Source organism: Rhodoferax sp. (assembly GCF_018780565.1).
In the GTDB taxonomy this organism is placed as follows: domain Bacteria; phylum Pseudomonadota; class Gammaproteobacteria; order Burkholderiales; family Burkholderiaceae_C; genus Rhodoferax.
This window is the reverse complement of the sequence record NZ_JADMJN010000009.1, coordinates 105,477-131,728: the sequence shown is the minus strand read 5'-3', so window position 1 is coordinate 131,728 and position 26,252 is coordinate 105,477. Positions and strand designations below refer to the sequence as shown.

The following is a 26,252-nucleotide window of genomic DNA, read 5'->3' as shown; positions in this document are numbered from 1 at the left end:
TGCGAACTGTCAGGGCTTGGCCTGTGGGTGCAGTTCGACAGCGGCAGGCCAATGCATGCCACTCTCGCTGATGCCCCTGGCGGCCCGTATGGCCCGCACCACAGCACGAGCGCACACCTCGGCGGCCAGAACGCTGAGCAGCATCATCCCTGCGCTCTTGCCGGCCTTGCCGGTTCCCATTGCAAACAGGGTGTCGCCATCGGACATGGTATGCACCGGGTTGATGCTGCGAGCCAGTCCGTCATGGGCCACCTGGGCCAGACGGTGTGCCTGGGTCTTGGTCAGAATGGCATCGGTGGCAATCACGCCGATGGTGGTGTTGGTGCCGGCCAGTATCGTTTGGGGTGCCTCACCCGTCAGAATGGCATCGCGAATGTTCAAAAGTGATTTGCCATCGGGCGTTCGGGCGCCTGCCAGCGGCAGGCCTGTGGCCGGATCGACGACGTCGCCTACTGCGTTGCAGGCGATGATTGCGCCCACCGTAATGCCGTCCACAGTGATCGATGCGCTGCCGATACCGCCTTTCATGGCCCGCTGCAGTCCAAAGAGTTTGCCCACCAGTGCGCCAGCGCCAGCACCCACATTGCCTTCGGCGGGCGCTGCGCGGCTCGCTGCCAGGCAGGCTTCATAGCCGGCGCGGGCATCGGGTCGGATGCTGGCATCACCCACCGGCAAATCAAACAGCACGGCCGCGGGCACGATGGGTACCAGGCCAAAGCCCACCGGCAATCCGATCTGGTTTTCTTCCAGCCAGCGCATCACGCCGCTGGCCGCATCCAGCCCCCAGGCGCTGCCACCCGCCAGGGTAATGGCGTGTACCCGGTCCACCAGATTGGAGGGATGCAAGAGGTCTGTTTCGCGTGTGCCGGGTGCTGCGCCGCGCACATCCACGCCCGCCACCGCACCGTCGCGCGCAATGATGACGGTGCAGCCCGTGGGGCGGCGGCTGTCGGTGAAATGGCCGACTTCAAGGCCTGCTACTTCGGTAATGGAACTTGCGCTGGCAGGAATGATGTTCATGACCATCTCATTATCCATGTGCAGCCGTCTGTGACGGTCAGGTCTTGCGGCACTATCCCAGAATCGCTACGCCCTTGATCTGCGCATACAGCGTCAGACCCGGGGTCAGTGCCAGCGCCTTGGCCGATCGGGTGGTCACGCGGGCCAGCAAGGGGCAGCCACATGCATCCAGCGCCACCATGACTTGGCCGGGACTGTCGGGTGACAGGGCGGTGACGGTGGCGGCAATGATGTTAAGGATGCTGGTGCCGCTTTGCCGTTCCAGTGTCAGGCTGACGTCGCGTGCCTGCACGCGGATGCGAAGCGGTGAACCAATGGCGGCATTTTGCTCGGGCACTGTTATCGTCCCACCCGCAAAGCGGGCTGTCGTGAGATGGTCGGCTGCGTCGTGGCTCCACACGGTGGCGCTGAGCACGGCGCCTGCCGCATCGCCATGCGCGATCGACAGATCCAGACGCGTCAGCAACTCACCCGTTGGGCCACTGGCCGTCACATGTCCCTCGTTCAGCAACACGAGATGGTCCGCCAGGCGCGCCACTTCATCCAGCGCGTGGCTCACATACAGCACGGGTATGTCAAGTTCATGGTGAAGTTTTGCCAGATAGGGCAGCACCTCGGCTTTGCGCGGGGCGTCCAGGGCAGCCAACGGTTCGTCCATCAGCAATATGCGTGGGCTGGTGGCCAGGGCGCGGGCAATGGCCACGCGCTGGCGTTCACCACCCGACAGCGTGCCGGGTTGGCGGTCCATCAAGTGGCCAATGCCCAGCAGGGCAACGGCTTGATCCAGCGAGACGCGGCGCAGTGCTGGCGGGATGCGCGTCCTGCCATAGGCCAGATTTTGAGCGACGCTGAGGTGAGTGAACAGATTGGCATCCTGAAACACATAGCCCAGTGCGCGCTGGTGCACGGGCACAAACACGCCCTTGGCATCGTCCTGCCAGACTTCATCATTCACGGCCACATAGGCCATGACGCCTTGCATGCTGCGCTCCAGCCCGGCAATGGTGCGCAGGCAGCTGGTCTTACCCGAACCCGAAGGCCCGAACAGGGCGGTGATGCCGCGGCCTGCCAGGTCGAGGTCAACATCCAATTCAAAGCCGGGGTAGTTGAGCTGGAATCGCGCGCGGATCCGCTTGGTGGACGAGGCGCTCATCGGTCAGGACCCCATTTGCGCCGCCCGGTGGGGTTGAAGATGTAAAGCACCAGCAGCACTGCAAACGAGAACAGCACCATGCCTGCAGCCAGCCAGTGCGCCTGCGTGTATTCCAGAGCTTCCACGTGGTCGTAAATCTGAACAGACACGACACGGGTTTTGTCCGGGATGTTGCCGCCAATCATCAGCACCACACCGAATTCGCCGACGGTGTGTGCAAAGCCCATCACCGCGGCGGTGAGGTAACCGGGCCGGGCCAGGGGCAAGATGACGCTGAAAAAGGTATCCATTGGCGAAGCGCGCAGAGTGGCCGCGGCCTCCAGTGGGCGCTCGCCGATGGCTTCAAAGGCATTCTGCAGCGGTTGCACTACAAAGGGCAGCGAATAAAATACCGAGCCCACGACCAGGCCGGCAAACGTGAATGGCAGCAGACCCAGGCCCAGAGATTGGGTGAGTTGCCCCACCGGCCCCTGCGGCCCCATGGCGACCAGCAGGTAGAACCCGATCACCGTGGGCGGCAAGACGATGGGCAAGGCCACCAGCGCACCGACCGGCCCCTTGAGCCAGGAGCGTGTGCGCGCCAGCCACCAGGCCAGCGGCGTGCCGAGCAACAGCAACAGCAGCGTCGTGATGCCGGCGAGTTTGAGGGTGAGCGCGACCGCGTCCCAATAGACCCCGGGCATTACGTCAAGCACTTATTCAGTTTCATAGCCGAAGGAGCGTATCACTGTCCTGGTCTTCCCGGTTTTCAAAAATGCCAGCAGGGCACTGGCGGCAGGGTTGCGGCTGCCCCGCACGAGCATGACCGCGTCCTGGCGCAGCGGGCTGTACAGATGGGCCGGCACGATCCAGCCCGAACCTTTGGTGATCTTGCCGTTTTCAGAGACTTGGGAGAGGGCCACAAAACCCAGCTCGGCATTGCCGCTGGCGACAAAACTGTAGGTCTGGCCAATGCTTTCGCCTTGTACCAGGCGTGCCTGCAGCCGGTCCATGAGCCGGAGGTGAGTCAGGGTTTGCATGGCCGCTGCGCCATAGGGTGCCAGCTTCGGCGCGGCCAGCCCCAGGTGTTTGAAGTTTCCGCTTTTCAACACCTCGCCCTGGGCGTCCACGGTGCCGGACCTGGCCGACCACAGCACCAGCTTGCCGGTGGCGTAGGTGAAGCGCGAGCCCGCCACGGCGTCGCCTTCCTTTTCCAACCGGTTGGGTGTTTCGTCGTCAGCTGCCAGAAATACATCAAACGGAGCACCGCTTTTGATCTGGGCGTACAGCTTGCCCGAGGCCCCAGCGGACAGCACCATCCTGTGGCCCGTGTTTTTTTCAAAATCGGCAGCCAGCGCCTTCAGGGGCGAGGCAAAGTTGGCGGCCACGGCCACATGGACTTCTCCGGCCTGCAGGCTGCCCGACATGACAAACGCCAGCAACGCCATGCTAGCTTGGGGAGGCACGGGTTTCATGGTTCATTTCGTTATTCTAAAATTGAATAACGAAAGTGTAGCACCGGGCCTGATGACCTTGTGCCAACAGGTGGAGCAGGGCAGTCTGCCCAGCGCACAATCTCTCCATGAAAAAAATCAGCCCTCTGACTGTTTCCTATGCCGGTGCGCTGGGCCATGCGCCCGCAGACAAGCGCATTGAGATTCTGCGTCTCGTGGGGCAAAGCGGCTCCATTTCGCAAGCCGCGCGTGACTCCGGGGTGAGCTACAAGGCCGCGTGGCAGGCGGTGGACACCCTGACCAACCTGGCCGGCGTGGCACTGGTGGATCGGGCCGTCGGCGGAGCCGGCGGTGGCGGTGCGCGCCTGACCGCGGCGGGTGAGCAGCTTCTCGATGCTGCGCGCCAGATGGATAGCGCCCGCCGTGATGTGCTGGCCCGCTTCAGCGGTGGGGCGGCAGAGGCCCTGGCGGGTGCGGGCTTGCGCACCAGCATGCGCAATCATTTGCCGTGTGTTGTCACTCAGCTTCAGGCGCAGGCGCCCGGGGACCCAATGGTGCGCGTTGTCATGTGCCTGCCAGGCGCCGTTGAAATCGCTTCCTCCATCACGCGCGAGAGCGCTGAGCTTCTGGCCTTGCAGCCTGGGCTGGCCGCGCTCGTGCTGTGCAAGGCCACGGCGGTGAGAGTCTGCGCGGGTCAGGTGCTAGCGCGCGAGCACGTCAATCGGCTGTCTGGCCGTGTCGCCCGCCTGTCGCGTGGCACCCTGCGTGATGAAGTCGTGATGACCTTGCCCGGCGACCTGCAAGTGGTCGGGTTCACCGACCATCCGAATCGCCTGCGTGTTGGAGCCAAGGTCACGGCTTGCGTTGATGAAAATGCCGTGGTTTTGGCCCTGGTCTGATGGTGGCCAAACCGCCGGCCGGCCGCTTCAATTTGTAGACGGCCGTTGTTGTCCCAGCTTGCGGTACACCGTGGCGCGGCTGATGCCCAGTGTGCGGGCAGCCTCGGCCACATTGCCCCGGGCCTGGTCGACGGCCTTGCGAATCAGGGCGGTTTCGATGTCTTTCAGCGGCAAGCTGTTGCTAGCGCGCGGGTCGGCGTGAACCGCGAATTCTTCGCGCGAACGCTCGATCGGCATTGCCTGCAGGCGCAGACCGGTCCAAAGCGGAATTTCAAGCACGGTCTCGCTACGGCGCACGGCATCAAACAGCATCTGATAGGGGATGCCGAACACTTCGCTCACATGCACATTTTGCTGTCCGGGCGCAGCCATGTTGGGCACCATCTGCCGTGCAATCTGGTTGGCTCCGGTGATCCAGCCGTCTGCATCCAGGCAAATAATGCCGTCGGCCTCGCTGCCCAAGGCGTTGCCTGGCCAGTTCAGGCGCACGACCAGACTGTGCGCTTGCGCCAGCACCAGGGCGTTTTCAATCTTGCAGGCGGATTGCGTGACCAGATGCTTCAGTTCCGGGCGCTCCACTGCGTCAATGCCGGTCAGGTCCAGCATGCCCACGCACGCGCCATCCGGGCCAAAAAGGGGAGCCCCCGCGCAGCTGTAATGCGCGGTGCTGGAAAAAAAGTGTTCGCCCCGGTGCAGCCACACGGGCTGTAGTTCTGAAAGCGCGGTGCCAATCGCCGTGGTGCCCACGCTGCTTTCCGACAGGTCGGTGCCGATGCGTGTGATGAGGTTGGCCCTCGGGTCGGAGCGGTCGATGGCGCCGCTCACGTCCACCACCACGCCATCGGTGTTGGTGAGGATGGCAAAGTAGCGCGTGTTCACAATGGCGCGCCCCAAGCCTTCCAGAATTGGCTTGGCTGTCTGAACCAGGCGTTGATTGGCATCATGCGTGCGGCGCATCTGTTGCACAGACAGCATCTCGAACGCAACCGCGTCCTGCGGATGCAGCCCCAGGCTCATGCAACGCTGCCATGAGCGCTCAACCCACGGGGCAACCCAGCCCGCAGGCAGTGCCACGTGGTCTTGCATGACGGCGCGACGGGCGTGCTCAATGCTGGCCAGCCGTGGGGCTTGACTGGTCGCAAGCGAATTGGATGGGATCTGTCTCATGGTCTGCACTTTGCCGGTTTCACGATTCCGGCAATTCTCGTACACAAGCACTGGTTTTGCCCAGTGTTTCAATTTGAGAATTTCCGACCCTGTTGAATACCTGACTAGGGATAACCCTAGGCGCGCTGCTCTCTGGAAGTTCAACAATGCCTATGTATTCAATTTCATAGGCAAGGCATTGCATAGGTTGCTTGCCGCTACCACCAGGAGAGAAACATGCAAAAAGTGTTGCATATCAACCCAGACAAGTGCACCGGCTGCCTGCAGTGCGAAATGGCCTGTTCTTTCGAAAACTACGGCACCTTCGCCACCGCCAAATCCCGTATCAAGGTATTTGATTTTCACCATACCGGCAAGAAAGTGCCTTACACCTGCACCCAGTGCGATGAGGCCTGGTGCCTGCATGCCTGCCCGGTGGAGGCCATTACCGTGGACAAGCTCACCGGCGCCAAGGTGGTGAACGATTCCACCTGCGTCGGCTGCAAGGTCTGCACCATTGCCTGTCCGTTTGGCACCATCAACTACGTGCAGGAAACCGGCAAGGTGCAAAAGTGCGACCTGTGCGGCGGCGAGCCGGCCTGTGCCGAGGCCTGCCCTACCGGTGCCATCACCTTCATCGACGCCAACTGGACCGGCCTGGGCAAGATGGCCCAGTGGGCAGACAAGCTCGGCAACCAACCTACCGCTGTTTAAGGAGAATCATCATGTCATGGGCAGGAAAAATTCTTCGCGTTGACTTGACCGCAGGAACCGTCAAGTCCGAGCCGCTCAATATGGATTGGGCGCGCGCCTACCTCGGCTCGCGTGGCCTGGGCTCCAAATACCTGGTGGAAGAGGTCGATGCCAAGGTTGACGCACTGTCGCCGGCCAACAAGATCATCTGGTCAACCGGCCCGCTGACCGGCACCATGGCTTCCACCGGTGGCCGCTACACGGTGATCACCAAGAGCCCGCTGACTGGCACCATCGCCTGCTCCAATTCGGGCGGCTACTGGGGCGCCGAGTTCAAGATGGCGGGCTGGGACATGGTGATTTTTGAAGGCAAGAGTCCCAAACCGGTGTACCTCTACGTCAATGACGATATCGCGGAGTTGCGCGACGCAGCCCACCTGTGGGGCAAGAGCGTGTGGCAAACCGAAGAGATGCTCAAGAAGAGCCTGCAGGACCCTTTGACGCGTGTTTCCAGCATCGGCAAGGCCGGCGAGAACGGCGTGCTGTACGCCAGCGTGGTCAACGACTTGCACCGCGCCGCCGGGCGCTCCGGTGTGGGCACCGTCATGGGCAGCAAGAACCTCAAGGCGATTGCGGTGCGCGGCACCAAGGGCGTGGGCAACATTCACAATCCCAAGGCTTTCATGAAGGCGATTGCCGAGAAGAAGAAGATCCTTGCCGAGAACGCCGTGACCGGCCAGGGTCTGCCCGCCTATGGCACTCAAGTGCTGATGAACGTCATCAACGAGATGGGCGCCTTGCCCACCCGTAACCACCGCGACAACGCGTTTGAAAGCGCCAAGGACATCTCGGCCGAAGCCATGGCCACGCCGCGCAAGACCGATGGCAAGAAGCAGTTGGTGACCAACCAGGCCTGTTTTGGCTGCACCATTGCGTGCGGTCGCATCAGCAAGATGGACGAGAGCCATTTCACCGTGGCCAACAAGCCGCAATACTGGGGCGCATCGGGTGGCTTGGAGTATGAAGCGGCCTGGGCACTGGGTGCGGCCAACGGCGTCAAAGACCTGGAGGCGTTGCAATATGCCACCATGCTGTGCAACGAAGAAGGCATTGATCCCATCAGCTTTGGCGCCACCGTGGGCGCAGTCATGGAAATGTACGAAATGGGCGTGCTGACCAAGGAGCAGATTGGCATCGAAGCCCCTTTTGGCTCGGCCGAAGCACTCGCGTTTTTGACGGAAGAAACCATTTACAGCCGTGGCTTTGGCAAAGAAATCGGTCAGGGCTCCAAGCGCCTGACAGCCAAATATGGACAACCCGACCTGAGCATGACCAGCAAGGGTCAGGAGTTTCCGGCCTATGACGGCCGCGCCATCCAGGGCATTGGCCTGGCCTACGCTACCAGCAACCGGGGCGGTTGCCATCTGCGTGGTTACACCATTGCTTCTGAAGTACTGGGCATTCCGGTCAAGACCGATCCGATCGAACACGAAGGCAAGCCCGAACTGGTCAAGGCCTTCCAGGATGCTACTGCGGCGTTTGACTCGTCCGGCCTGTGCGTGTTCACCACCTTTGCCTGGGGCCTGGCCGACCTGGCGCCGCAGATTTCGGCAGCTTGTGGCGACCAGTACACCACCGAGGAGCTGGAAAAAATCGGTGAGCGCGTGTGGAACATGGAGCGCGAATTCAACAACCGCGCCGGCTTTACCGCCAAGGACGACAGCCTACCCAAGCGGCTGCTCACCGAAGCCTGCAAAACCGGCCCCTCCAAAGGCAAGGTCAACATGCTGGCCGAGATGATGCCCAAGTACTACGCAGCGCGCGGCTGGGACACGGAAGGCCGCCCCACCGCGGCCACCAAGACCCGTCTGGGGCTGTAAGCGCCAGCGGCAGTCTGCGCAAACAATGAACTAGCGGTCCCCGGTGGCCGCTTTTCTTTTTGGAGAAATCAACATGACCCATCACGTCATCCTCGGTGCCGGCCCTGCCGGCGTTATCGCCGCTGAAACCATTCGTAAACACGCACCGCGTGACACCATCACCATCGTGAGCGATGAGCGCGAGCCGCCATACTCCCGCATGGCGATTCCCTACCTGCTGATCGGCAACGTGGACGAGCGCGGCACCTATTTGCGCAAGAGCCCGTCGCACTTCCCGGATTTGCAGGTCAATGTGGTTCAGGCCCTGGTCAAACGGGTTGATTTGGCTGCAAAAAAAATAGCACTTGACAAGGGCGATTCAATCGCATTTGACACGCTGCTGATCGCCACCGGCTCGCGTCCGGTGCGCCCGCCAATTCCGGGCATTGACACGGCCGGGGTGCATTCCTGCTGGACCCTCGAAGATGCTCGCGCCATCATGGCGCTGGCCACCAAGGGCGCGCGCGTGCTGCAACTGGGTGCCGGTTTCATTGGCTGCATCATCATGGAAGCACTGGCGGCACGCGGAGTGCATCTGAGCGTGGTTGAGATGGGCGACCGCATGGTACCGCGCATGATGGGGCCTACCGCCGGCGGCATGATTCGCGACTGGTGCGAAGCCAAGGGCGTGCAGGTGTTCACAGGCACCCGGGTCGAGACGATCCATGCAGGTGCACCTTTGGATGTGCGCCTGAGCAACGGCCAGCATGTGGCCGCCGATCTGGTGATCAGTGCCGCCGGCGTCAAGCCTGCCATTGGTTTTCTGGAGAACTCCGGCATCACCTGCCTGCTGGGCGTGCTGACCGACGAGCACCTGCAAACCAATGTGCCCGGCATCTATGCCGCAGGTGACTGCTGCGAGGCTTTTGACAAGGTCAGTGGCAAAACCATCGTCAGCGCGATCCAGCCCAACGCCGCCGAACAGGCCCGAGTGGCGGCGCTGAACATGGTGGCCTTTGCGCGTGGCGCGGCGCCGACTGCCGAGCTCAAAGGGGTTACGCAAATCAACGTGCTGGACACACTGGGCTTGATCTCGACCAGCTTTGGTGACTGGCAGGGCGTCCCTGGTGGCGAGCATGTGGAGCTCACCGACGTACCCGCCGGTCGGCACCTGAGCCTGCAGTTCAAGGAAGATGTGCTCGTGGGCTGCAACAGCGTGGGCTGGACCGAGCACGTGGGCGTGATGCGCGGCCTGGTCGAAGGTCAGGTCAAGCTGGGTGCCTGGAAGGATATCCTGAAGAACGACCCGACCAAATTGATGGATGCTTATCTTGCGAGTGCCCAGGGTCAAAGTAACTGGTCTGGCGCCCAGGACGCGCGTCGGCGGTAAAATTCGCCGCGAATGAAGATTACTTTCAAGCTGTTTGCCTCTCTTACGGACTATTTGCCAGCCGAAGCACGTTACACCAACGTGCTGGAGCTTGACATTGCACCGGATGCCAGCATCAGCCAGATCATTGCGCCCTATGGCTTGCCCCCGAAGCTGGTGCATCTGGTGCTGGTCAACGGCAAATACGTCGAACCTGAAAAGCGTTTGACCCAGACCTTGGTGGAGGGCGACGTGCTGGCCATCTGGCCTCCGATTGCGGGCGGCTGAATGCAAGCCTTCTACGCTGACAACTTTGACCGTGAAATGGGTTGCACCGAGCGTGAGTGGCTTCGCTGGCTGCCCAACGCCATTGGCGACCATCCCCATCAATTGGTGGCACAGGCGGTCACTGTTCAAATCGGTGCCGGGCAACTGGCCCTGAGTTGGCAAATTGCCGCGCCCCGGATCATTGCCCTGGCCAGCATCCCGCGTCTCTTGGTAAGTTTTCGCTTCAAAGGTCTGGACGACGCCCAGCGCTACCTGTTCATGAAGCGTTTTGATCTCTATATGCACCGTGGTGGCGGCTGATTTCACGCGCCCCGTCCAATTTTCTATTTCATTTTCAACCTTTAGTTCGGAGACTTTTTTCCTATGCTGCAACCCGGCCTCATGATGGACCGCCCCCTTCTTGTTTCTGATGTCATCGAACATGGCGCTGCCCAGTTCGGCGATGTTGAAGTCGTTTCCCGCGAGACCCACGGCCCGCTTTTCCGCTACACCTACGCCCAGTGCGCAGCCCGTGCCCGCAAGCTGGCCAATGCGCTCAAGCAGCTGGGCCTGGAGCCCGGCAAGGCCGTAGGCTCCATTGCCTGGAACAACCACCGCCACCTGGAGGCCTACTACGCCGTGTCGGGTAGCGGCATGGTCATGCACACCTGCAACCCCCGGTTGCACCCACAGCAACTGATCTACATCATCAACCATGCCGAAGACAGTGTGGTTTTGTTTGACAGCACCTTTGCCCCGCTGGTCAAGGCTGTGGCTGCGCACTGCCCCAAGGTCAATGCCTGGATCTGCATGAGCGAGGCTGCCAACATGCCCGTCATCGAGGGCGTGGCCAATGTGCTGTGCTATGAAGACCTCATTGCCCCGCATAGCGAGCAATTTGTCTGGCCCCAGTTTGACGAGCGTAGCGGTGCAGCCCTGTGCTACACCTCAGGTACCACCGGCAACCCCAAGGGTGTGCTGTATTCACAGCGGGCTATCGTCCTGAGCGCCATGTCAGCTTCCATGCCCGGTTCCGTGTCGCTGTCGCCCAAGGAAACGATTCTGCCCGTGGTGCCCATGTTCCACATCAACGCCTGGTGCCTGCCCTACGCGGCGCCCATGAGTGGCGCCAAGCTGGTTCTGCCAGGGCCCCGTCTGGACGGTGCGAGCCTGTATGAACTGATGGAGGCCGAGAAGGTAACCGTCAGCGCCGGTGTGCCCACCATTTGGCTGTCCTTGCTGCAGCACGTGGAGCAAAACGGCTTGCGCTTCTCCACCATGCGCCGCACCGGTGTGGGCGGTTCGGCCATGCCCGCTGCGCTGATCTCCAAGTTTGCCGACAACTACGACGTGGAAGTCCGCCATGGCTGGGGTATGACCGAAACCACCGCTGTTGCCACCATCGGATGCATCAGCGCCACGCAAATGAATTTGCCCGCCGCTGAGCAGCATGCCATCATCGCCAAACAAGGCAAGTCGGTCTATGGCATCGAGATCAAGATCGTGGACGAGAACGGCGCCACCTTGCCGCGCGATGGTGTCGCGCAAGGTGAGCTGATGGTGCGCGGGCACTGGATTCTGACCGGCTACTACAAGGGTGAAAGTTCACCGCTGGTGGATGGCTGGTTTCCCACCGGCGACATTGCCACCATCGAGCCTTCAGGCATCATGCAGATCCGGGACCGGGCCAAAGACGTCATCAAGACCGGCGGTGAATGGATCAGCTCCATCGATCTGGAAAACGCCGCCATGGGCCACCCCGCCGTGGCCAACGCCGCCGTTATCGGTGTCAAGCATCCCAAATGGGACGAGCGTCCCCTGCTGTTCATTGTGCGCAAACCGGGCCAAACGGTTGAGCGCGAAGAAATTCTGGCCTTCCTTACCGAGCGCGTCGCCAAGTGGTGGGTGCCGGACGATGTGGTGTTCCTGGACGCGCTGCCAGTCGGCGGAACCGGCAAGGTGCAGAAGGCGGATTTGCGCAAGGAGTATGGGGGCGTGTTTAGTTGATGGCTGCATCGTTGTAAAAACAATGACGGCGCGTTCGAAAATGGTTGAATAATCACAGCTTTTGAAAGGCTGCAGACCCATGGAAAGTCAAACCTTATTCCTGATCTTGGGCGTTGTCGCCGCGTTCGGCGTTGCGTGGTACGTGTACCAGGAGCAACAAGCGCGGCTGCTTCGAACCCGGGTGGTGGAATTGCCGGGGTGTCTCCGGTTTGAGGCGAATGGATTTTTCGTCGAGATGCAGCAGTCTGCCAAGCAGATCAAGGTGCATGCCGAAGCCTGTCAATTGGCCCGCACGCCGTTGGCTGGTGGAGCGCAAAAGATGCAGCATGGGCCGCTGGATGCAACTTTGCCTGCGGCGGGGTTGCAGATTGACGTGGCGCGTGGATCTGTCAAGGCCGAGGGGCAAAGCGCGCCAGTTCCAACCGGGTTTTGCACCATCACCTTCACTGCGTCCGATGAATTGACCAACACCGTGAACAAACGGACCGGCGGCCATGTGTCCGTGCTGACCATTGATCAGGTGCCGGTGCCGGTGGCGGCAGGTTTTCAGAGTTTTGCCAACCGCGTAGATATCTGGGCAGAGAAAATCACCACTCGTTTGCAGCAGGATCACGCGGAGGAAGTGCGCAAAGAAGAAGAGGCGGCCAAAGCCGCGCTGGCAAAGCAGTTGGCGGCGCAGGGCGACGGCGAACCTGTCGACATGGCCGTGCAGATTGAAATGTGGCGCAAGGCGGCCGGCTTCAGTGGGAGTTTCAGCGACGTCAGTACCGATGACAAGGGCCGGGTGGTCTGGTTCATTGACTTCTGTGACGATGGGCGCATTACCCTGCACGCCAACAAGCGCACCATTCACACGACCTTGCGCGGCGCCACCATCACGGCCCTGGGGGCGGAACTGGAGATCGGGGTGCGGGATGACTATTGGACTGAGGACGACCCCGTCTTGGCCAAATTTTTGGTTTTGCAGGGCTTGCCACCGGATGAGCGACGTGCGTGGCGCGACCGGCTCGAAAAAATTCGTGACACGCTCGATAGCAGGGTGGATCGCGGGTATTGAGTCGGTTATGGATAAAAAAGACCGCTAGCCCTTATGAATCAAGCGTGGCTAGCTATAAAAAACATGGCACTCTTGATGCCTGCCACCGTCAGCAACAGTGAGCCAAACAAGTGCATGGCGGCAGTGCCCAGGGCCAGTGCATAGCGTTGCTGCCCCAGCATGCCGACCACCTCGGCTGAGAAGCTGGAGAAGGTTGTAAGAGCCCCTAGAAAGCCTGTAACCAGCGCCAGACGCCAGACTGGATCCAGATTCGGCAGCGCCTGGAATACGGCGACGCATATGCCAATCAGGTAACCGCCAATCAGGTTGGCAGCGAGCGTGCCCAGGGGAATGAGCGCACCGGGGCTGAGCCAAAGCCCCAGGCCCCAGCGCGCCAGTGCGCCGATGCTGGCGCCAATGCATATTGCAAGTACAGAGATCATGGTGCCACCATCATAAAGGCGGTGGCGCCCGGCTACATCTTGCCTGGCAGCCAGGTGGCGATTTGCGGGAAGAACCACAGCGCCAGCACCATGGCGCCCATCAAAAAGAAAAATGGCAGGGTGACGCGGGCAATGTAGGTAATTTCTTTTTTGGTCATGCCTTGCAGCACAAACAGGTTGAAGCCTACGGGCGGTGTGATTTGCGCCATCTCGACCACGATCACAATGAAAATACCAAACCAGATCAGGTCAATGTGTGCGGCCTGCACCGTGGGCAGGATCACGCCCATGGTCAGCACCACCATCGAGATGCCGTCCAGGAAGCAGCCCAGCACCACGTAGAAGACTGTCAGCACCAGCACCAACAGGAAAGGGCTCAGGCCCAGCGAGGTCACGTATTCGGCCAAATGGCGCGGCAGGCCGATGTAGCCCATGCTGAGCGTCAGGAAGGAGGCCCCGGCCAGAATCAGCGCGATCATGCAATACAGCCGCGTGGCACCCATCAGGGCGTCCTTGAAAGTGGCGCGGTTGAGCGACCCTTGCAGGGCGGACAGCACAAACGAGCCGATCACACCCACGGCGGCAGCCTCGGTGGCAGTGGCGATACCGGCATAGATGCTGCCCAGCACCGCGCCGATCAACCCCACCACCGGGATCAGGTGACGTGACTCATAAAGCCTTTGAACAAAGGTGAAATGCTCGGTGGCGGGTGGAATCCTGCCCGGATTGAGCAGCGACCAGACGATGATGTAGCCGCTGAACAGCGACGCCAGTATCAGGCCCGGCAACACGCCGGCCACGAACAGTTGCGAGATTGATACCTCGGCGGTGACGCCATACACGATCATGATGATGGAGGGCGGGATCAACAGGCCCAGCGTGCCGGCACCGGCGAGCGAGCCGATGATCTGGTCTTGCGGGTAGCCGCGCTTGGTCAGCTCCGGCAAGGTCATTTTGCCAATGGTGGCGCAGGTGGCGGCGCTTGAGCCTGATACGGCGGCAAAGATGGTGCAGCCAATCACATTGGTGTGCAGCAGGCGCCCTGGCAACCAGTTGACCCACGGCGCCAGGCCTTTGAACATGCTCTCACTCAGCTTGGTGCGAAACAAAATCTCGCCCATCCAGATGAACAGGGGCAGGGCGGTCAGTGTCCAGCTCGAAGACGAGCCCCAGATGGTGACGGCCATGGCGTCCCCGGCCGGCCGGCTGGAGAACAGCTCCATGGCAATCCAGGCCACGCCGGTGAGCGTGAGCCCGATCCAGACGCCGCTGCCCAGGATCAGGAACAGCGAGGCGATCAGCAGCGCGGTAATACCGAGTTCACTCATGGGAATCCTTGTTGTTATGCGCGCAGTGCTATTCGTTGTGCAAGGCTTCGTCGCTGTCGCTGGTGACGCGCTGGCCAAGAAGTTCCAGCACCAGTTCATCCACGAAAGCGATCAGCAAAACCAGAGTGCCCAGAGCCATGCCGATTTGGGGAATCCAAAGCGGTGTGGCATCGTTGCCGGTAGAGATGTCGTTGAAATCCCAGGACTGGTAGGCCAGCTTCATGCTGTAAAAGCAGAACAGGCCCGACAGCAGAACGGCTGCGCTCAGGCTCCACAACTCCAGGCCCTTTTTGGCCCCTGTTGATACGGCATTGAGCAGTAGCGTGACCCGGATGTGTTCATTCTTCTTGAGCGTATGCGCCAGGGCCAGAAAGCCGGCTGCTGCCATGCAGTAACCGGCATACATGTCCGTGCCACGAAAGCTCAAAGGCACGTAGCGGTCCAGCATACCCAGCACCACCATCAGCAGCGTGCCGACCATCATGAGGGCCGCAGCCCAGGCCGCAGCGTCATACAGCTTGTTCAGGCCTGTTCGCAACATGGTGGGCTTGCTCACTTACTTTTTGCGGTAGGCGCTGATCACGGCCTGTCCGTCAGGGCCGGCCTTTTTCTCCCAGTCAGCCAGCATGATGCCGCCCACCTGTTTCATGTCCGCAGTCAGCTTGGGCGATGGCTGCATGATTTTCATGCCTTTCTTGCTGAGCTCGGCCTTGTACCACTCGTTCTTTTCATCGCTGGATTTCCACCCGCGTGTTTCGGCTTCGCCCGCTGCTTTCACCAGGGCTGTCTGAGTTGCAGCGTCGAGGGCATTGAAGGCCTTCAGGTTGACGATGACCGCGTTCTTTGGCAACCAGGCTTTGGTGTCGTACCAGTACTTCACCGATTCATAAATCTTGCTGTCGTAGCCAGTGGCGCCTGAGCTCATCATGCTTTCCACCACGCCAGTGGCAAAGGCTTGGCTGACTTCGGCCGCCTGTATGGTGACGGGCTGGGCACCCATCAACTCTGCCATCTTGGCGGTGGCCGGACTGTAGGCGCGCCATTTCACGCCACGCATGTCTGCTACGGATGTGATTTCCTTCTTGACGTACAGGCCCTGCGGTGGCCATGCCACGGCATACAGGAGCTTCATGCCCTGTGCGCCCAATATTTTTTCCAGTACCGGTTTCTGGGCGGCGTAGAGCTTTTTGCTGTCTGCAAAACTGGAGGCCAGGAAGGGAATTCCATCAGCGCCAAAAATCGGATTTTCGTTTTCAAAATTCACCAACAGGATTTCACCGATCTGGGCTTGTCCGCCCTGGACCGCGCGCTTGATTTCGGGCGCCTTGAACAGTGACGCGTTGGCGTGCACCGTGATCTTGAGCTTGCCGCCCGTGGCTGCGTCCACGTCTTTGGCGAATTGGGTGATGTTCTCGGTGTGGAAGTTGCTCGCCGGGTAGGCGGCTGGCAGATCCCATTTGGTTTGGGCTGAGACGGTAGCGGCGCCCAGCGCCAAGCCCAGCGCAGTTGCGGTAGTGGTCAATGCAAACAGACGTCGTTTCATGAGAGCTCCAGTGGTGTTGAAAGGCAAGATTGATGCTTGAATGTAAGGCCGATTGTGCGCCTCATGATCGGTGTTTACCCTAAATGTCAACAAATTGTTGATAATTTGTTGTCTAACTACCTACAATCCGCTTCATTCAATCTGGATGCCAATCGGGGGTCAGTTCATGAGCAAAAAGTCTCCAGCCAAGTCACCGGACGCGGCACAGCCTCCCGAGGCGCCGCCCATCGTGTCGTCGGCGCACCTGGTGTCACCGCGCAGCGCCGAGATGAGCGAGTTCGAGTTCGGCCTGATCGTGGCCGGCAACGCTTTTCACCGCTGGATCGCGCACTGCATGAGTGCTGCCGGCCTCAAAGATTTGACACCCCTGGACGTGCTGGTGCTGCATCATGTGACACACCGCGCCCGAGACAAGCGGCTAGCCGACATCTGCTTCATCATGAATGTGGAAGACACCCACCTTATCAATTACGCGCTCAAGAAGCTGCAAAACATTGGCGTGGTGGCATCGCGCAAGAATGGCAAAGAGGTGACTTACGCCTCCACCGAGCTGGGCCGCCAGTATGTGGCGCGCTACCGCGAGATCCGCGAGTCCTGCCTGATCAACGCCCTGAACGCCGATGACGCGCTGAACCGCGATATTGGCGAGCTGGCCCGTCTGCTGCGCCTGCTGTCAGGCATTTACGACCAGGCCGCCCGTTCGGCTGCGTCTTTATGAAACACCCCCGAAGCGGCTGGCGCCGCCTCCCCCTCAAGGGGGCGACACCGACAGCCCGGCAAAGCCGGTTCTGTGGTGTCCCTGGCTTGAGGCATCGCATTCCTTGCACATTGGAGCTATCTGTATGACTGCATTGCATCCTCGCCGTTGGCAGTTCTGGATTGACCGGGGCGGCACATTCACCGATGTGGTGGGCAAGCGCCCGGACGGCAGCCTGGTCACGCACAAGCTGCTGAGCGAAAACCCCGAACAATACAAAGACGCGGCCGTGGCTGGCATACGCCATCTGCTGGGTCTGAAGGCAAACCAGCCCGTAACCCCGGAGCAGGTGGCTTGCGTGAAGATGGGCACCACGGTGGCTACCAATGCCCTGCTGGAGCGCAAGGGTGAGCCGACGCTGTTGGTGACCACGCGTGGATTCCGCGACGCCTTGCGCATTGCCTATCAAAACCGTCCACGTATTTTTGACCGCCACATCCAGCTGCCCGAGTTGCTGTACAGCGCCGTGGTGGAGGCGCAGGAGCGTGTGGGTGCGCATGGTGATGTAATTCAGTCGCTCAATGAATTGCTATTGAAAGAGGAGCTTCTTAATCAATATGCACGAGGGCTGCGCAGTGTTGCTATTGTCTTCATGCACGGGTACCGCTACACCGCGCATGAGCTGGCCGCCAAACGCATCGCCGCTGAAGTGGGTTTCACGCAGATCAGCACTTCGCACGAAACCAGCCCCATGATGAAGTTCGTCAGCCGGGGCGACACTACGGTGGTCGATGCCTATCTGTCGCCGATTTTGCGGCGCTATGTCGAGCAAGTGGCGCTGGAGATGCCAGGTGTGAAACTGTTTTTCATGCAATCCAGCGGTGGCTTGACCGATGCGCACGTATTTCAGGGCAAGGACGCTATTTTGAGCGGCCCGGCCGGTGGCATTGTGGGTATGGCCCGCACGGCGGCGATTGCCGGTATCGACAAGGTGATTGGTTTTGACATGGGCGGTACCTCCACCGACGTGTCGCATTACGCCGGCGAGTTCGAGCGCGAGTTCGAAACCCAGGTAGCCGGTGTGCGCATGCGGGCGCCGATGATGAGCATCCACACCGTGGCCGCAGGCGGCGGCTCGCTTCTGGCGTTTGACGGCTCCCGCTTTCGCGTTGGGCCGCAGAGCGCCGGCGCCAACCCCGGGCCTGCCAGTTACCGCCGTGGTGGTCCGCTGGCCGTGACCGATGCCAATGTGATGCTGGGAAAAATCCAGCCGCGTTACTTTCCCAAAGTGTTTGGCCCCGGTGCGGATGAGGCGCTGAGTCTGGAGGTGGTGCAGGCCAAGTTCGGCGAGCTCGCCAGCCAGACCGGCCGTGCGGCAGAGGAAGTGGCGGAAGGTTTCATTGACATCGCCGTGCAGCAGATGGCCAATGCGATCAAGAAGATTTCGGTGGCACGGGGCTATGACGTCACGCGCTACACCCTGCAATGCTTTGGCGGCGCGGGCGGGCAGCATGCCTGCCTTGTGGCCGATGCGCTGGGCATGACGCGGGTGTTTGTGCACCCGCTGGCCGGTGTTCTCTCCGCCTACGGCATGGGGCTGGCCGACCAGAGCGTGATCCGCGAGCAGGCGGTGGAGCTCAAACTCAGGTCCGATGCCATTTCTCGCATCTCGGCCCAACTCGATAGCCTGGCGAAAGCGGCTGAAGAAGAGTTGACGCGCCAGCAGGTCAGTGCCGGTGTCATCACCACGCATCTGCGCGTCCATCTGCGCTACGAGGGCAGTGATGCGGCGCTGATGGTGCGTTTTCCAAGTAACCGGGGCGCAGCGCTGGATGTTGTGGCACAGATCGAGGCCGGTTTTGAGGCCGTCTACAAGCAGCGATTTGCCTTCCTGATGCAGGGCAAGGCCCTGATTGTGGAGGCGGTATCGGTAGAGGCTGTGATTGCGGGCGATGCCCCGGCCGAGCCTCGCCATACCCTGCACATGCCGCGCGACCTGCAAGCCAGTGGCGCTGTACGCGAAATGGTGCGCATGTATTCGGGCGGCCAGTGGGTGCAAGCTGCACTGGTAGCCCGCGAAGACCTGCAGCCGGGCGACCTCATTCCCGGCCCGGCCATCATCGCCGAGAAAAACGCCACCACGGTGGTGGAGCCGGGCTGGGAAGCCAGTGTGACGGTTTATGACCACCTGGCCCTCGTCAGACGGATTCCTCGTGCTATCAAATTCGCAGTTGGCACCAGCGTGGACCCGGTGTTGCTGGAGGTGTTCAACAACCTGTTCATGAACATTGCGGAACAGATGGGTTTGCAGCTGCAGAACACCGCTTACTCGGTCAACATCAAGGAGCGGCTGGACTTCAGCTGCGCGCTGTTCGATGCGGCGGGTAACCTGATTGCCAATGCGCCTCACATGCCGGTGCACCTGGGTTCCATGGGTGAGAGCATCAAGACCGTGGTGCGCGAGAACGCTGCCACCATGCAGCCCGGCGATGTGTACGTGCTCAATGACCCCTACCACGGCGGCACCCATTTGCCCGACATCACGGTCATCACGCCGGTGTACCTCGACGCGCAGACCCTGAGCGCGCCCGCAGGGGCGATGTTCTATGTCGGTTCCCGTGGTCACCATGCCGATGTGGGGGGCACCACGCCAGGCTCCATGCCGCCGTTCTCCACCCGGATTGAGGAGGAGGGCGTGCAGATCAACAACTTCAAGCTGGTGGCGCGCGGTGTATTGCGCGAAGCCGAAATGGTCGCGCTGCTCAAAAGCGGTGAGTACCCTTCGCGCAATCCGCAGCAAAACATGGCCGATCTCAAGGCGCAGATTGCAGCCAATGAAAAAGGTGTGCAGGAGTTGCGCAAGATGGTGGCGCACTTTGGCCTGGATGTGGTGCAGGCCTATATGCGCCATGTGCAGGACAATGCCGAAGAGTCGGTGCGCCGCGTCATCACGCGCCTGAAGGATGGTGCCTTCACGCTGCCGCTGGACAATGGCGCGCAGATCAGCGTGGCCGTCAGGGTGAATGCCGCAGCACGCAGCGCGGTGATTGACTTCACGGGCACCTCGCCGCAGCAGACCAACAATTTCAACGCGCCAACCGCCGTGTGCATGGCGGCGGTGCTGTATGTGTTTCGCACACTGGTCGATGACGACATCCCGCTCAACGCGGGTTGCCTCAAGCCGCTGCAGGTCATCATCCCGGCGGGTTCCATGCTGAACCCGAATCCACCGGCCTCGGTGGTGGCGGGCAACGTGGAAACCTCCAGCTGCATCACCAATGCGCTGTATGGCGCGCTGGGCGTGATGGCGGCCAGCCAGTGCACCATGAACAACTTCACCTTCGGCAACGCCCATTACCAGTACTACGAGACCATCTCGGGTGGTTCGGGCGCAGGCGATGGCTTTGACGGCACAGACCTGGTGCAGACCCACATGACCAATTCACGCCTGACCGATCCGGAAGTTTTTGAGTTCCGTTTCCCGGTGCGCCTGGAAAGTTATGAAATCCGCGCTGGCTCAGGGGGCGCGGGCCACTGGCACGGCGGCAATGGTGGTGTCCGACGCGTGAAATTTCTGGAACCCATGACCGCCAGCATCCTCTCCAATGGCCGCCTGCATGGCGCTTTTGGCATGGCCGGTGGACAGCCGGGGCAGGTGGGCATCAACCGGGTGCTGCGCGCGGATGGAAGGCAGGAAGAACTGGGGCACATCGGCCAAACCGAGATGCAACCAGGCGATGTCTTTGAGATATGGACCCCGGGTGGCGGCGGATTCGGGGGATAGCGGGAATTTGTCACACAAACCCGTTCGCAGATTTACCGCACAAACCCATCTCTGATTACTATCCTTCTCACGTTGCGCTGGGGTAGATGCGATAACCGCAACGCCCTCAATGAACTTGATGTTTGGAGAACGTTATGCTGGTTGTTTTGAATTTCCTGGTGGTCGCAGTGGTCATCTTTGGTGCTTTGGCTATTTCCTCCAGTGGCTCAGCCGCACCTAGCGTCAAAAGTGGTGACGAGCCTTCTGACGCCAGCAAACGTTAACCCATCTTCCTTCTCTCCAGCCCGACTGCCGTCAGCGCAGTCCGTCCATGCCAGATCTGTGATTTTTCTCACAAAGATGGGCCCAAATAAAAACATTTTCGACGACAAAGCGGCCTTTACAATCCCCGCAGCCTTGCTACTAGCAGCCTAGTGTCTGCGGCAAGGGCTTGCCATGATTCGACGGATTGCAGCTGTTCGCCCGGTGTGAAACAGCCGCTTGGGGACTGCTTGTCAACTTATCTGGACTAGGAGAAGGCTATGTCGGCGCTTGGGGACCACCCAAGATACAAGAATCCATCTCGACCCTACTGGCTGACTGTCAATGTCGCGCTGGTGCTGGGTTTGGGTGTGGGGGTGTACTTCTGGATTGACCATGTTCTGGCCGAGCCCGTGATGGCCGTCATGATGGCCATGGGCACCATGTTGCTGACCGCCGTCTGCCTTGTACTGGGTTCCTGCCTGCGGTCCACACGTAGGGAACTGGGCGCGATCCACAGTGAAATTGCCAACCTGCAAGCTAGGGAGAAACTGTTGAAGGCACAGGCGCATCATGATGGTTTGACCGGCCTGGCCAATCGCATCTTGCTGGCCGACCGCTTCCACTTTGCGGTGGAGCGTGCCAAACGCAGTGGCAAATCCTTTGCGCTGCTCATGATTGACCTGAATGATTTCAAAACTGTCAACGACAGGTTTGGCCACGCGGTGGGAGATACTGTGTTGATCACTATGGCTCGGCGACTGGTTGGCGCGGTGAGGGCTTCCGATACCGTTGCCCGGTTGGGGGGCGATGAGTTTGTGTTGATCATTGAATCCATCGAAAATCCGCAGGAACTCGCCCACATCAGCGAGAAGCTCTTTGATACCCTGTCGGATTCCATCAGCCTGGATTCGGGCATTGTGGTGACCACGGGTGCCAGTGTAGGCTTGGCCTTGTACCCGGAGGATGGTGCCGACATGAATGACCTGCTCAACGTCGCGGATCAGGCGATGTACGAATGCAAGGCCACCGGACTGATGGCACTTCAATAGACAGGGCGTCGTCACCACCCATAAAAAAACCCGCCGTAGCGGGTTTTTTTGATTCTCGGATTAGATTTACTTTTTGGCAGCGCTGGCAGCTGGTTTGGCAGCTTCAGCTTTGGCGTCCTTCTTGGTGTCTTTTTTCTCATCCTTCGCTTTTTTGGCAGCTTCTTTCTTTGCTTTGGCTTCGTCAGCCTTCTTCTGTTTTTCTTCAGCCTTGGCTTTCTTTTCCGCCTCTTTCTTGGCCTTGGCTTCAGCCTTTGCATCTTTCTTCTCTTCCTTCACGGCAGGCGCAGCAGGCGTGGCTGGTGTAGCGGGCGTCGCGGCTGCAGCGGGCTTGGCATCGGCTTTCTTCTCTTCAGACTTTGCCGCGGTGGGCTTCTCATCCTTCTTGGCGGCTGGTGCTGCAGCACCCTTGAAAGTGGTGCCACCGACAGTCAGGCCCTCAGCGGAGAATTTGGCTGCATTGCCTTCACCCACGCCTTTGACGCGCTCGATGAAATCGTTCCAGTCCTTGAAGTTGCCTTTCTTGCGCTCATCAAGAATCTTGGTGGAGATGCCAGGGCCGATGCCTTTGATGCCGTCCAGTTCGGCAGCAGTTGCCTTGTTCACATCCACGGCGGCAAAGCAGGCTGCGGCGTACAACATGGCCACAAGGGCCAGAATTTTCTTCAACATGAATCAACTCCTGATGGTTAAAAAACTACTTACACAAAAACCTTTGGCACCATTGATGGATGAGGCCACCCACACAACGAGGTTCAGGTGCGATACGTTGACGTCCGCGCAGACAATTCCGGATTTCCCACCCAATTGCGATGTTCAGGCCTGCTCTGCCATCCACTTGACGTATTGCGACACGCCGGTTTGCACATCTGCAAATTGATGGTTGCAGCCTGCCGCGCGCAGGGCGCTCAAATCAGCCTGGGTGTAACACTGGTACTTGCCGCGCAGGGCGTCCGGAAACGGGATGTACTCGATCAGGCCTGCCGCTACCATGACTTCCTGGGACAGTGCAGCTGCTCCTTCAAGACCCCGCATGGCATTGACCACTGAACTGGCTACGTCGTTGAATGGTTGCGCCCTGCCGGTTCCCAGGTTGAAAATCCCGGATTGACCCGGGTGATCAAAGAACCAGAGATTGACTGCCACCACATCGTCAATGAAGACGAAATCGCGCATTTGCGCACCCGGCTTGTAACCCCCGTATTCACCAAATAGCTTCACCTTCTTGTCGATGGCCAGCTGGTTGAACTGATGAAACGCAACGCTGGCCATGCGCCCTTTGTGCTGCTCGCGTGGCCCGTAGACGTTGAAGTAGCGAAAGCCCACCACCTGGCCCGTTTTACCGGCGACGGAGCGCTGAAAATCAATGCCGCACTCACGACGCATACGTTGGTCGAACAGCAGCTTCGAGTAGCCATAGACATTCAGTGGGCGCTCGAATGCGGGATCTTCCCTGAACGAATCCGAGCCGCCATACGTGGCGGCGCTGGAGGCATAAAGAAGCCGTGCCCCGCGTTTCTGGCACGCATGGAACAAGCCGCAGGACAAGGTGTAGTTGTTGTCCATCATGAACTTGCCGTTCGCCTCCATGGTGTCGCTGCAGGCGCCTTCATGGAAGACGGCCTCGATCTGACCGAAGGCGCCGTGGGCGAACATGTCATAGAAGCTGCTTGCATCGACATAGTCCGAGATCTTCAGATCAGCCAGGTTGCGAAACTTGTCGCCCTGTGTCAGGTCATCCACCGCGATGATGTCGGTGATGCCGCGTGCGTTCAGTCCCTTGACGATGTTGCTGCCAATAAAACCGGCTGCACCGGTAACGACGATTCGGGTCATGCAAACAACTCCTCATAAGAAACGGTGGCGGTGCCGAATTTGCCAACCACCAGTCCGCCGGCCCGGTTGGCCAGGGGCAGCGCGTCCCGCATGCTCACGCCGGCCGCCACAAGTGCTGCCATGGTGGCGATGACGGTATCGCCCGCACCGGTAACGTCAAATACTTCGCGGGCCTGGGCACTGACGTGCAGTTGTCCCTGGCCATCGAACAGGGTCATGCCTTCTTCGCTACGAGTCAACAGCACGGCGTCCAGCCCCAGTTGCTCGCGCAGGTTGTGGGCTTTGGTTTGCAAGTCGGATTCATCAAGCCATGGCCCGATAACCTGCTGCAATTCGGCACGGTTGGGCGTGATAAGGCTGGCATTCTTATAACGGGAATAGTCTGTGCCCTTGGGGTCAATCAGAATGGGCTTGCCTGCGGCACGTGCGCGGGCAATCATGTCGCTCACATGGGCCAAGCCGCCTTTGCCATAGTCGGAAAACAGGATGGCATCCTGCTGTGGCAGCAGGTTGGCAAACTCGGCGGTTTGCGAGGCCAGTACCTCGGTTTTGGGGGTGTTCTCGAAATCAACCCGCAGCAATTGTTGCTGACGGCCAATCACGCGCAGCTTCACAGTGGTCTTCAGTTCAGGGTCGCGGCCAAAGTAGGTGCGTATTCCGGTTCTGGCCACCAGCGCCTCCAGTTTGTGGCTGGCTTCATCGTCACCGACCACGGTGAGCAGTGAAGACTGGGCGCCCAGCGTCAACACGTTGTAAGCCACGTTGGCTGCGCCACCATTGCGTTCTTCTTCGCGGGTAATACGCACAATCGGCACAGGTGCTTCCGGTGAGATGCGATCCACTGCACCGTACCAATAGCGGTCCAGCATCACGTCTCCGACCACGAGCACGCGGGCGCTGGAAAGTTTTTCTCTGGAGATGGTCATGGCTTCAAAGTTGTCCGTCATAGTTCTTCCACCCGTCTACTCGGGTAACTGTCCCACGCCTGGCAGCCGGGACATTGCCAAAAATGTTGCTTGGCCTCAAACCCGCAGGCGGCGCAGCGATAGCGGGTTAGCGGCTTGACCGCATGGTCGAGTGCGCGTTGAACCTGGGGATGGAACTGCTCGTGTTCCAGTTTCTCACCCGCGATCCATTTGGCGGCCGCCACCAGCGAAGGCTCTCGCTCCAGATGACGCACATACCAGTCACGCGCCGTAGGTGAGGGACCTTCTGTGGAAGCCTCCAGCACCACAATGGCATCCAGGACGTCCAGTGAGGGTGTGAGTTCGTAATTGCCCTTGAGCAATGTCAGGGCCTCAAGTGAGCGGCCGCAGGCGATTGCAAAGCCAGCCAGTGGTCCCGCAATCAGGGGAATGGCAGTGGGCGCAAATTCGATACATTTCTGAAGGGCCTCATAGGCGCCCAGAGGGTTGCCTTCATTGCCTAACAACCTGGCAAGATCAATGCGGGGTCGCGGTGCGTGGGGCGCGGTTTCTATCGCATCCTGTAGCAATGCTCGGGCGTTTTCGGGTTCGTGCTGAGTGAGATGAGTGGCCGCCTGCTCGCACAGGTAGTGGGCTCTCCGGCCACTGAAACTTCCCTGGTTGGAGCGTTCCAGTTTTTGTGCGATCTGAGCGGCCTGGCTCCAGTCCCGGCTGCGTTCGTAGTTGGCCAGCAGCGCCAGTCGTGCCTGCGCCTCAAAAGGCGTTCCTTCGAGCTTGAGCAACGCATTTTCGGCCCGATCGAGCAGGCCAGCTTTGAGGTAGTCCAGTGCCAGTGCATGCTGCGCCCGTTGGCGATCGGCTTGATTCAGGTCGCCACGCGAGAGCAGGTGCTCATGTACCCGCACGGCCCGCTCGTACTCGCCCCGTCGACGAAACAGATTGCCCAGCGCAAAGTGCAACTCTGATGTATCGGGGTCGTTTTGTACCGCTTCGATAAACGCGTCGATCGCCTGATCCTGTTGTTCATTGAGCAGGAAGTTCAAACCCATGAAGTAGGCTTTTGGCGCCTGATGGTTTTCAATGCGGAGTTGGCGCAGATCAAGCCGTGAGGCCAGCCAGCCAAGTACAAACGCCAGGGGCAAACCCAGCAATATCCAGCTCAGGTCAAAGTCCATGCGGTGGCGGTGTGACTTGCAGTTTGCGCGAGTCGACAGCAGGCGAAGTCGATTGTTGTACCCGGGTGGCGACGCGGCGATGTTTCCACCAGCGTGGCACCATGCCCAAAACGCCAATGAACACGCCAACCGTGAAAACGGTCAAGACCACCAAAACCTGCGGCCCACGCCACTGCGTACCAAAGAAAAAATGCACAGTGGTGTCCTGCTGATTGTTCAGCGCAAAGGCAAACAGGGTAAAAAAAATGGCTGCTTTAAGTATCCACTTAAGCAGCCACATGAGGTGTTTCATTGATCTCCCCAGTGACGGGTTGATTCTAACGTTGCGCAGTACTAGCTCCGCGCTCCT

The 26,252-nt window shown here is 60.0% G+C and carries 26 protein-coding genes; 12 read left to right on the top strand and 14 right to left on the bottom strand.

The genetic code is table 11. From position 1 onward, the window contains the following. Positions 1-9: 9 nt before the first annotated feature. The 4 genes from IV109_RS13810 to modA are packed head-to-tail and all read right to left on the bottom strand — an operon-like array spanning position 10 to position 3,627. Positions 10-1,020, bottom strand: a complete 1,011-nt coding sequence (locus IV109_RS13810; protein WP_296697408.1) for a P1 family peptidase — start codon at positions 1,018-1,020, stop codon at positions 10-12. A gap of 52 nt (positions 1,021-1,072) precedes the next feature. Then, the gene (gene modC, locus IV109_RS13805) at positions 1,073-2,173 is read right to left on the bottom strand and encodes a molybdenum ABC transporter ATP-binding protein (RefSeq protein WP_296697406.1); all 1,101 of its coding nucleotides are present in this window, start codon (positions 2,171-2,173) and stop codon (positions 1,073-1,075) included. After that, positions 2,170-2,856: a molybdate ABC transporter permease subunit gene (modB, locus tag IV109_RS13800; RefSeq protein ID WP_296697472.1), complete on the bottom strand. Its 687-nt coding sequence runs from the start codon at positions 2,854-2,856 to the stop codon at positions 2,170-2,172. Before modB ends, modC begins: the two co-directional genes overlap by 4 nt. Positions 2,857-2,868: 12 nt before the next feature. Further along, entirely contained in the window at positions 2,869-3,627 is a 759-nt protein-coding gene (modA, locus tag IV109_RS13795) for a molybdate ABC transporter substrate-binding protein (RefSeq protein WP_296697404.1), read from the bottom strand. A 107-nt stretch (positions 3,628-3,734) separates the two neighbouring features. Here modA and IV109_RS13790 point away from each other — a divergent pair, with 107 nt between their 5' ends. Beyond that, on the top strand, positions 3,735-4,505 hold the full coding sequence (locus IV109_RS13790; protein WP_296697400.1) for a TOBE domain-containing protein: 771 nt from the start codon (positions 3,735-3,737) through the stop codon (positions 4,503-4,505). Between the two features lie 27 nt (positions 4,506-4,532). Here the strand turns inward: IV109_RS13790 and IV109_RS13785 are convergent, their stop codons facing one another. Further along, entirely contained in the window at positions 4,533-5,672 is a 1,140-nt protein-coding gene (locus IV109_RS13785) for a helix-turn-helix domain-containing protein (RefSeq protein ID WP_296697398.1), read from the bottom strand. A 216-nt stretch (positions 5,673-5,888) separates the two neighbouring features. Here IV109_RS13785 and IV109_RS13780 point away from each other — a divergent pair, with 216 nt between their 5' ends. The 7 genes from IV109_RS13780 (at position 5,889) to IV109_RS13750 (ending at position 12,903) form a co-directional block, all read left to right on the top strand. Further along, positions 5,889-6,365, top strand: a complete 477-nt coding sequence (locus IV109_RS13780) for a 4Fe-4S dicluster domain-containing protein (RefSeq protein WP_296697395.1) — start codon at positions 5,889-5,891, stop codon at positions 6,363-6,365. A gap of 11 nt (positions 6,366-6,376) precedes the next feature. Beyond that, complete coding sequence (locus IV109_RS13775) at positions 6,377-8,224, top strand: aldehyde ferredoxin oxidoreductase family protein (protein WP_296697393.1); 1,848 nt, start codon at positions 6,377-6,379, stop codon at positions 8,222-8,224. Between the two features lie 73 nt (positions 8,225-8,297). Further along, positions 8,298-9,593, top strand: a complete 1,296-nt coding sequence (locus tag IV109_RS13770; protein ID WP_296697391.1) for an FAD-dependent oxidoreductase — start codon at positions 8,298-8,300, stop codon at positions 9,591-9,593. 12 nt (positions 9,594-9,605) lie between these two features. Beyond that, positions 9,606-9,860, top strand: coding sequence for a MoaD/ThiS family protein (locus IV109_RS13765; protein WP_296697389.1), 255 nt, complete (start codon positions 9,606-9,608; stop codon positions 9,858-9,860). Continuing rightward, a complete protein-coding gene (locus IV109_RS13760) occupies positions 9,861-10,160 on the top strand; it encodes a hypothetical protein (protein ID WP_296697387.1) in 300 nt (99 codons plus the stop codon). A gap of 63 nt (positions 10,161-10,223) precedes the next feature. Further along, positions 10,224-11,846, top strand: a complete 1,623-nt coding sequence (locus IV109_RS13755) for a long-chain-fatty-acid--CoA ligase (protein ID WP_296697385.1) — start codon at positions 10,224-10,226, stop codon at positions 11,844-11,846. A gap of 79 nt (positions 11,847-11,925) precedes the next feature. After that, entirely contained in the window at positions 11,926-12,903 is a 978-nt protein-coding gene (locus IV109_RS13750) for a hypothetical protein (protein ID WP_296697384.1), read from the top strand. Between the two features lie 38 nt (positions 12,904-12,941). On the opposite strand, the gene crcB is transcribed toward IV109_RS13750, so the two are convergent. The 4 genes from crcB to IV109_RS13730 are packed head-to-tail and all read right to left on the bottom strand — an operon-like array spanning position 12,942 to position 16,196. Then, complete coding sequence (gene crcB / locus IV109_RS13745) at positions 12,942-13,325, bottom strand: fluoride efflux transporter CrcB (protein WP_296697382.1); 384 nt, start codon at positions 13,323-13,325, stop codon at positions 12,942-12,944. Positions 13,326-13,357: 32 nt separating this feature from the next. Further along, positions 13,358-14,653, bottom strand: a complete 1,296-nt coding sequence (locus tag IV109_RS13740; protein WP_296697381.1) for a TRAP transporter large permease subunit — start codon at positions 14,651-14,653, stop codon at positions 13,358-13,360. Between the two features lie 28 nt (positions 14,654-14,681). Continuing rightward, a complete protein-coding gene (locus tag IV109_RS13735; protein ID WP_296697471.1) occupies positions 14,682-15,191 on the bottom strand; it encodes a TRAP transporter small permease in 510 nt (169 codons plus the stop codon). A gap of 18 nt (positions 15,192-15,209) precedes the next feature. Further along, positions 15,210-16,196 carry a TRAP transporter substrate-binding protein gene (locus tag IV109_RS13730; protein WP_296697380.1) on the bottom strand — a complete coding sequence of 329 codons (987 nt, stop codon included), beginning with the start codon at positions 16,194-16,196 and terminating at the stop codon, positions 15,210-15,212. Positions 16,197-16,362: 166 nt separating this feature from the next. On the opposite strand from IV109_RS13730, the gene IV109_RS13725 reads away from it, so the two are divergent. The 4 genes from IV109_RS13725 (at position 16,363) to IV109_RS13710 (ending at position 21,969) form a co-directional block, all read left to right on the top strand. Continuing rightward, on the top strand, positions 16,363-16,914 hold the full coding sequence (locus IV109_RS13725; protein ID WP_296697377.1) for a winged helix DNA-binding protein: 552 nt from the start codon (positions 16,363-16,365) through the stop codon (positions 16,912-16,914). Positions 16,915-17,038: 124 nt separating this feature from the next. After that, positions 17,039-20,677, top strand: a complete 3,639-nt coding sequence (locus IV109_RS13720; RefSeq protein ID WP_296697375.1) for a hydantoinase B/oxoprolinase family protein — start codon at positions 17,039-17,041, stop codon at positions 20,675-20,677. Positions 20,678-20,811: 134 nt separating this feature from the next. Then, positions 20,812-20,940 (top strand): hypothetical protein, encoded by a 129-nt coding sequence (locus IV109_RS13715; RefSeq protein WP_296697372.1) that lies wholly within the window; start codon positions 20,812-20,814, stop codon positions 20,938-20,940. A gap of 258 nt (positions 20,941-21,198) precedes the next feature. Next, positions 21,199-21,969, top strand: coding sequence for a GGDEF domain-containing protein (locus tag IV109_RS13710; RefSeq protein WP_296697369.1), 771 nt, complete (start codon positions 21,199-21,201; stop codon positions 21,967-21,969). Between the two features lie 66 nt (positions 21,970-22,035). Here IV109_RS13710 and IV109_RS13705 read toward each other — a convergent pair whose 3' ends face one another. The 5 genes from IV109_RS13705 to IV109_RS13685 form a co-directional block, all read right to left on the bottom strand. Further along, positions 22,036-22,638: a helix-hairpin-helix domain-containing protein gene (locus tag IV109_RS13705; protein WP_296697367.1), complete on the bottom strand. Its 603-nt coding sequence runs from the start codon at positions 22,636-22,638 to the stop codon at positions 22,036-22,038. A gap of 144 nt (positions 22,639-22,782) precedes the next feature. Further along, positions 22,783-23,802 carry an ADP-glyceromanno-heptose 6-epimerase gene (gene rfaD / locus IV109_RS13700; RefSeq protein WP_296697364.1) on the bottom strand — a complete coding sequence of 340 codons (1,020 nt, stop codon included), beginning with the start codon at positions 23,800-23,802 and terminating at the stop codon, positions 22,783-22,785. Beyond that, positions 23,799-24,749: a D-glycero-beta-D-manno-heptose-7-phosphate kinase gene (rfaE1, locus tag IV109_RS13695; RefSeq protein ID WP_296697361.1), complete on the bottom strand. Its 951-nt coding sequence runs from the start codon at positions 24,747-24,749 to the stop codon at positions 23,799-23,801. The genes rfaD and rfaE1 overlap by 4 nt, the downstream gene beginning before the upstream one ends. Continuing rightward, positions 24,746-25,903, bottom strand: coding sequence for a lipopolysaccharide assembly protein LapB (gene lapB, locus IV109_RS13690; protein ID WP_296697357.1), 1,158 nt, complete (start codon positions 25,901-25,903; stop codon positions 24,746-24,748). Before lapB ends, rfaE1 begins: the two co-directional genes overlap by 4 nt. After that, on the bottom strand, positions 25,893-26,195 hold the full coding sequence (locus tag IV109_RS13685; protein ID WP_296697355.1) for a lipopolysaccharide assembly LapA domain-containing protein: 303 nt from the start codon (positions 26,193-26,195) through the stop codon (positions 25,893-25,895). Before IV109_RS13685 ends, lapB begins: the two co-directional genes overlap by 11 nt. Positions 26,196-26,252: the final 57 nt, after the last annotated feature.

Coding starts and splice junctions, on each gene's coding strand:
- IV109_RS13810 (WP_296697408.1), bottom strand. CDS start 1,020: ATGAACATCATTCCTGCCAGCGCAAGTTCCATTACCGAAGTAGCAGGC.
- modC (WP_296697406.1), bottom strand. CDS start 2,173: ATGAGCGCCTCGTCCACCAAGCGGATCCGCGCGCGATTCCAGCTCAAC.
- modB (WP_296697472.1), bottom strand. CDS start 2,856: ATGCCCGGGGTCTATTGGGACGCGGTCGCGCTCACCCTCAAACTCGCC.
- modA (WP_296697404.1), bottom strand. CDS start 3,627: ATGAAACCCGTGCCTCCCCAAGCTAGCATGGCGTTGCTGGCGTTTGTC.
- IV109_RS13790 (WP_296697400.1), top strand. CDS start 3,735: ATGAAAAAAATCAGCCCTCTGACTGTTTCCTATGCCGGTGCGCTGGGC.
- IV109_RS13785 (WP_296697398.1), bottom strand. CDS start 5,672: ATGAGACAGATCCCATCCAATTCGCTTGCGACCAGTCAAGCCCCACGG.
- IV109_RS13780 (WP_296697395.1), top strand. CDS start 5,889: ATGCAAAAAGTGTTGCATATCAACCCAGACAAGTGCACCGGCTGCCTG.
- IV109_RS13775 (WP_296697393.1), top strand. CDS start 6,377: ATGTCATGGGCAGGAAAAATTCTTCGCGTTGACTTGACCGCAGGAACC.
- IV109_RS13770 (WP_296697391.1), top strand. CDS start 8,298: ATGACCCATCACGTCATCCTCGGTGCCGGCCCTGCCGGCGTTATCGCC.
- IV109_RS13765 (WP_296697389.1), top strand. CDS start 9,606: ATGAAGATTACTTTCAAGCTGTTTGCCTCTCTTACGGACTATTTGCCA.
- IV109_RS13760 (WP_296697387.1), top strand. CDS start 9,861: ATGCAAGCCTTCTACGCTGACAACTTTGACCGTGAAATGGGTTGCACC.
- IV109_RS13755 (WP_296697385.1), top strand. CDS start 10,224: ATGCTGCAACCCGGCCTCATGATGGACCGCCCCCTTCTTGTTTCTGAT.
- IV109_RS13750 (WP_296697384.1), top strand. CDS start 11,926: ATGGAAAGTCAAACCTTATTCCTGATCTTGGGCGTTGTCGCCGCGTTC.
- crcB (WP_296697382.1), bottom strand. CDS start 13,325: ATGATCTCTGTACTTGCAATATGCATTGGCGCCAGCATCGGCGCACTG.
- IV109_RS13740 (WP_296697381.1), bottom strand. CDS start 14,653: ATGAGTGAACTCGGTATTACCGCGCTGCTGATCGCCTCGCTGTTCCTG.
- IV109_RS13730 (WP_296697380.1), bottom strand. CDS start 16,196: ATGAAACGACGTCTGTTTGCATTGACCACTACCGCAACTGCGCTGGGC.
- IV109_RS13725 (WP_296697377.1), top strand. CDS start 16,363: ATGAGCAAAAAGTCTCCAGCCAAGTCACCGGACGCGGCACAGCCTCCC.
- IV109_RS13720 (WP_296697375.1), top strand. CDS start 17,039: ATGACTGCATTGCATCCTCGCCGTTGGCAGTTCTGGATTGACCGGGGC.
- IV109_RS13715 (WP_296697372.1), top strand. CDS start 20,812: ATGCTGGTTGTTTTGAATTTCCTGGTGGTCGCAGTGGTCATCTTTGGT.
- IV109_RS13710 (WP_296697369.1), top strand. CDS start 21,199: ATGTCGGCGCTTGGGGACCACCCAAGATACAAGAATCCATCTCGACCC.
- IV109_RS13705 (WP_296697367.1), bottom strand. CDS start 22,638: ATGTTGAAGAAAATTCTGGCCCTTGTGGCCATGTTGTACGCCGCAGCC.
- rfaD (WP_296697364.1), bottom strand. CDS start 23,802: ATGACCCGAATCGTCGTTACCGGTGCAGCCGGTTTTATTGGCAGCAAC.
- rfaE1 (WP_296697361.1), bottom strand. CDS start 24,749: ATGACGGACAACTTTGAAGCCATGACCATCTCCAGAGAAAAACTTTCC.
- lapB (WP_296697357.1), bottom strand. CDS start 25,903: ATGGACTTTGACCTGAGCTGGATATTGCTGGGTTTGCCCCTGGCGTTT.
- IV109_RS13685 (WP_296697355.1), bottom strand. CDS start 26,195: ATGAAACACCTCATGTGGCTGCTTAAGTGGATACTTAAAGCAGCCATT.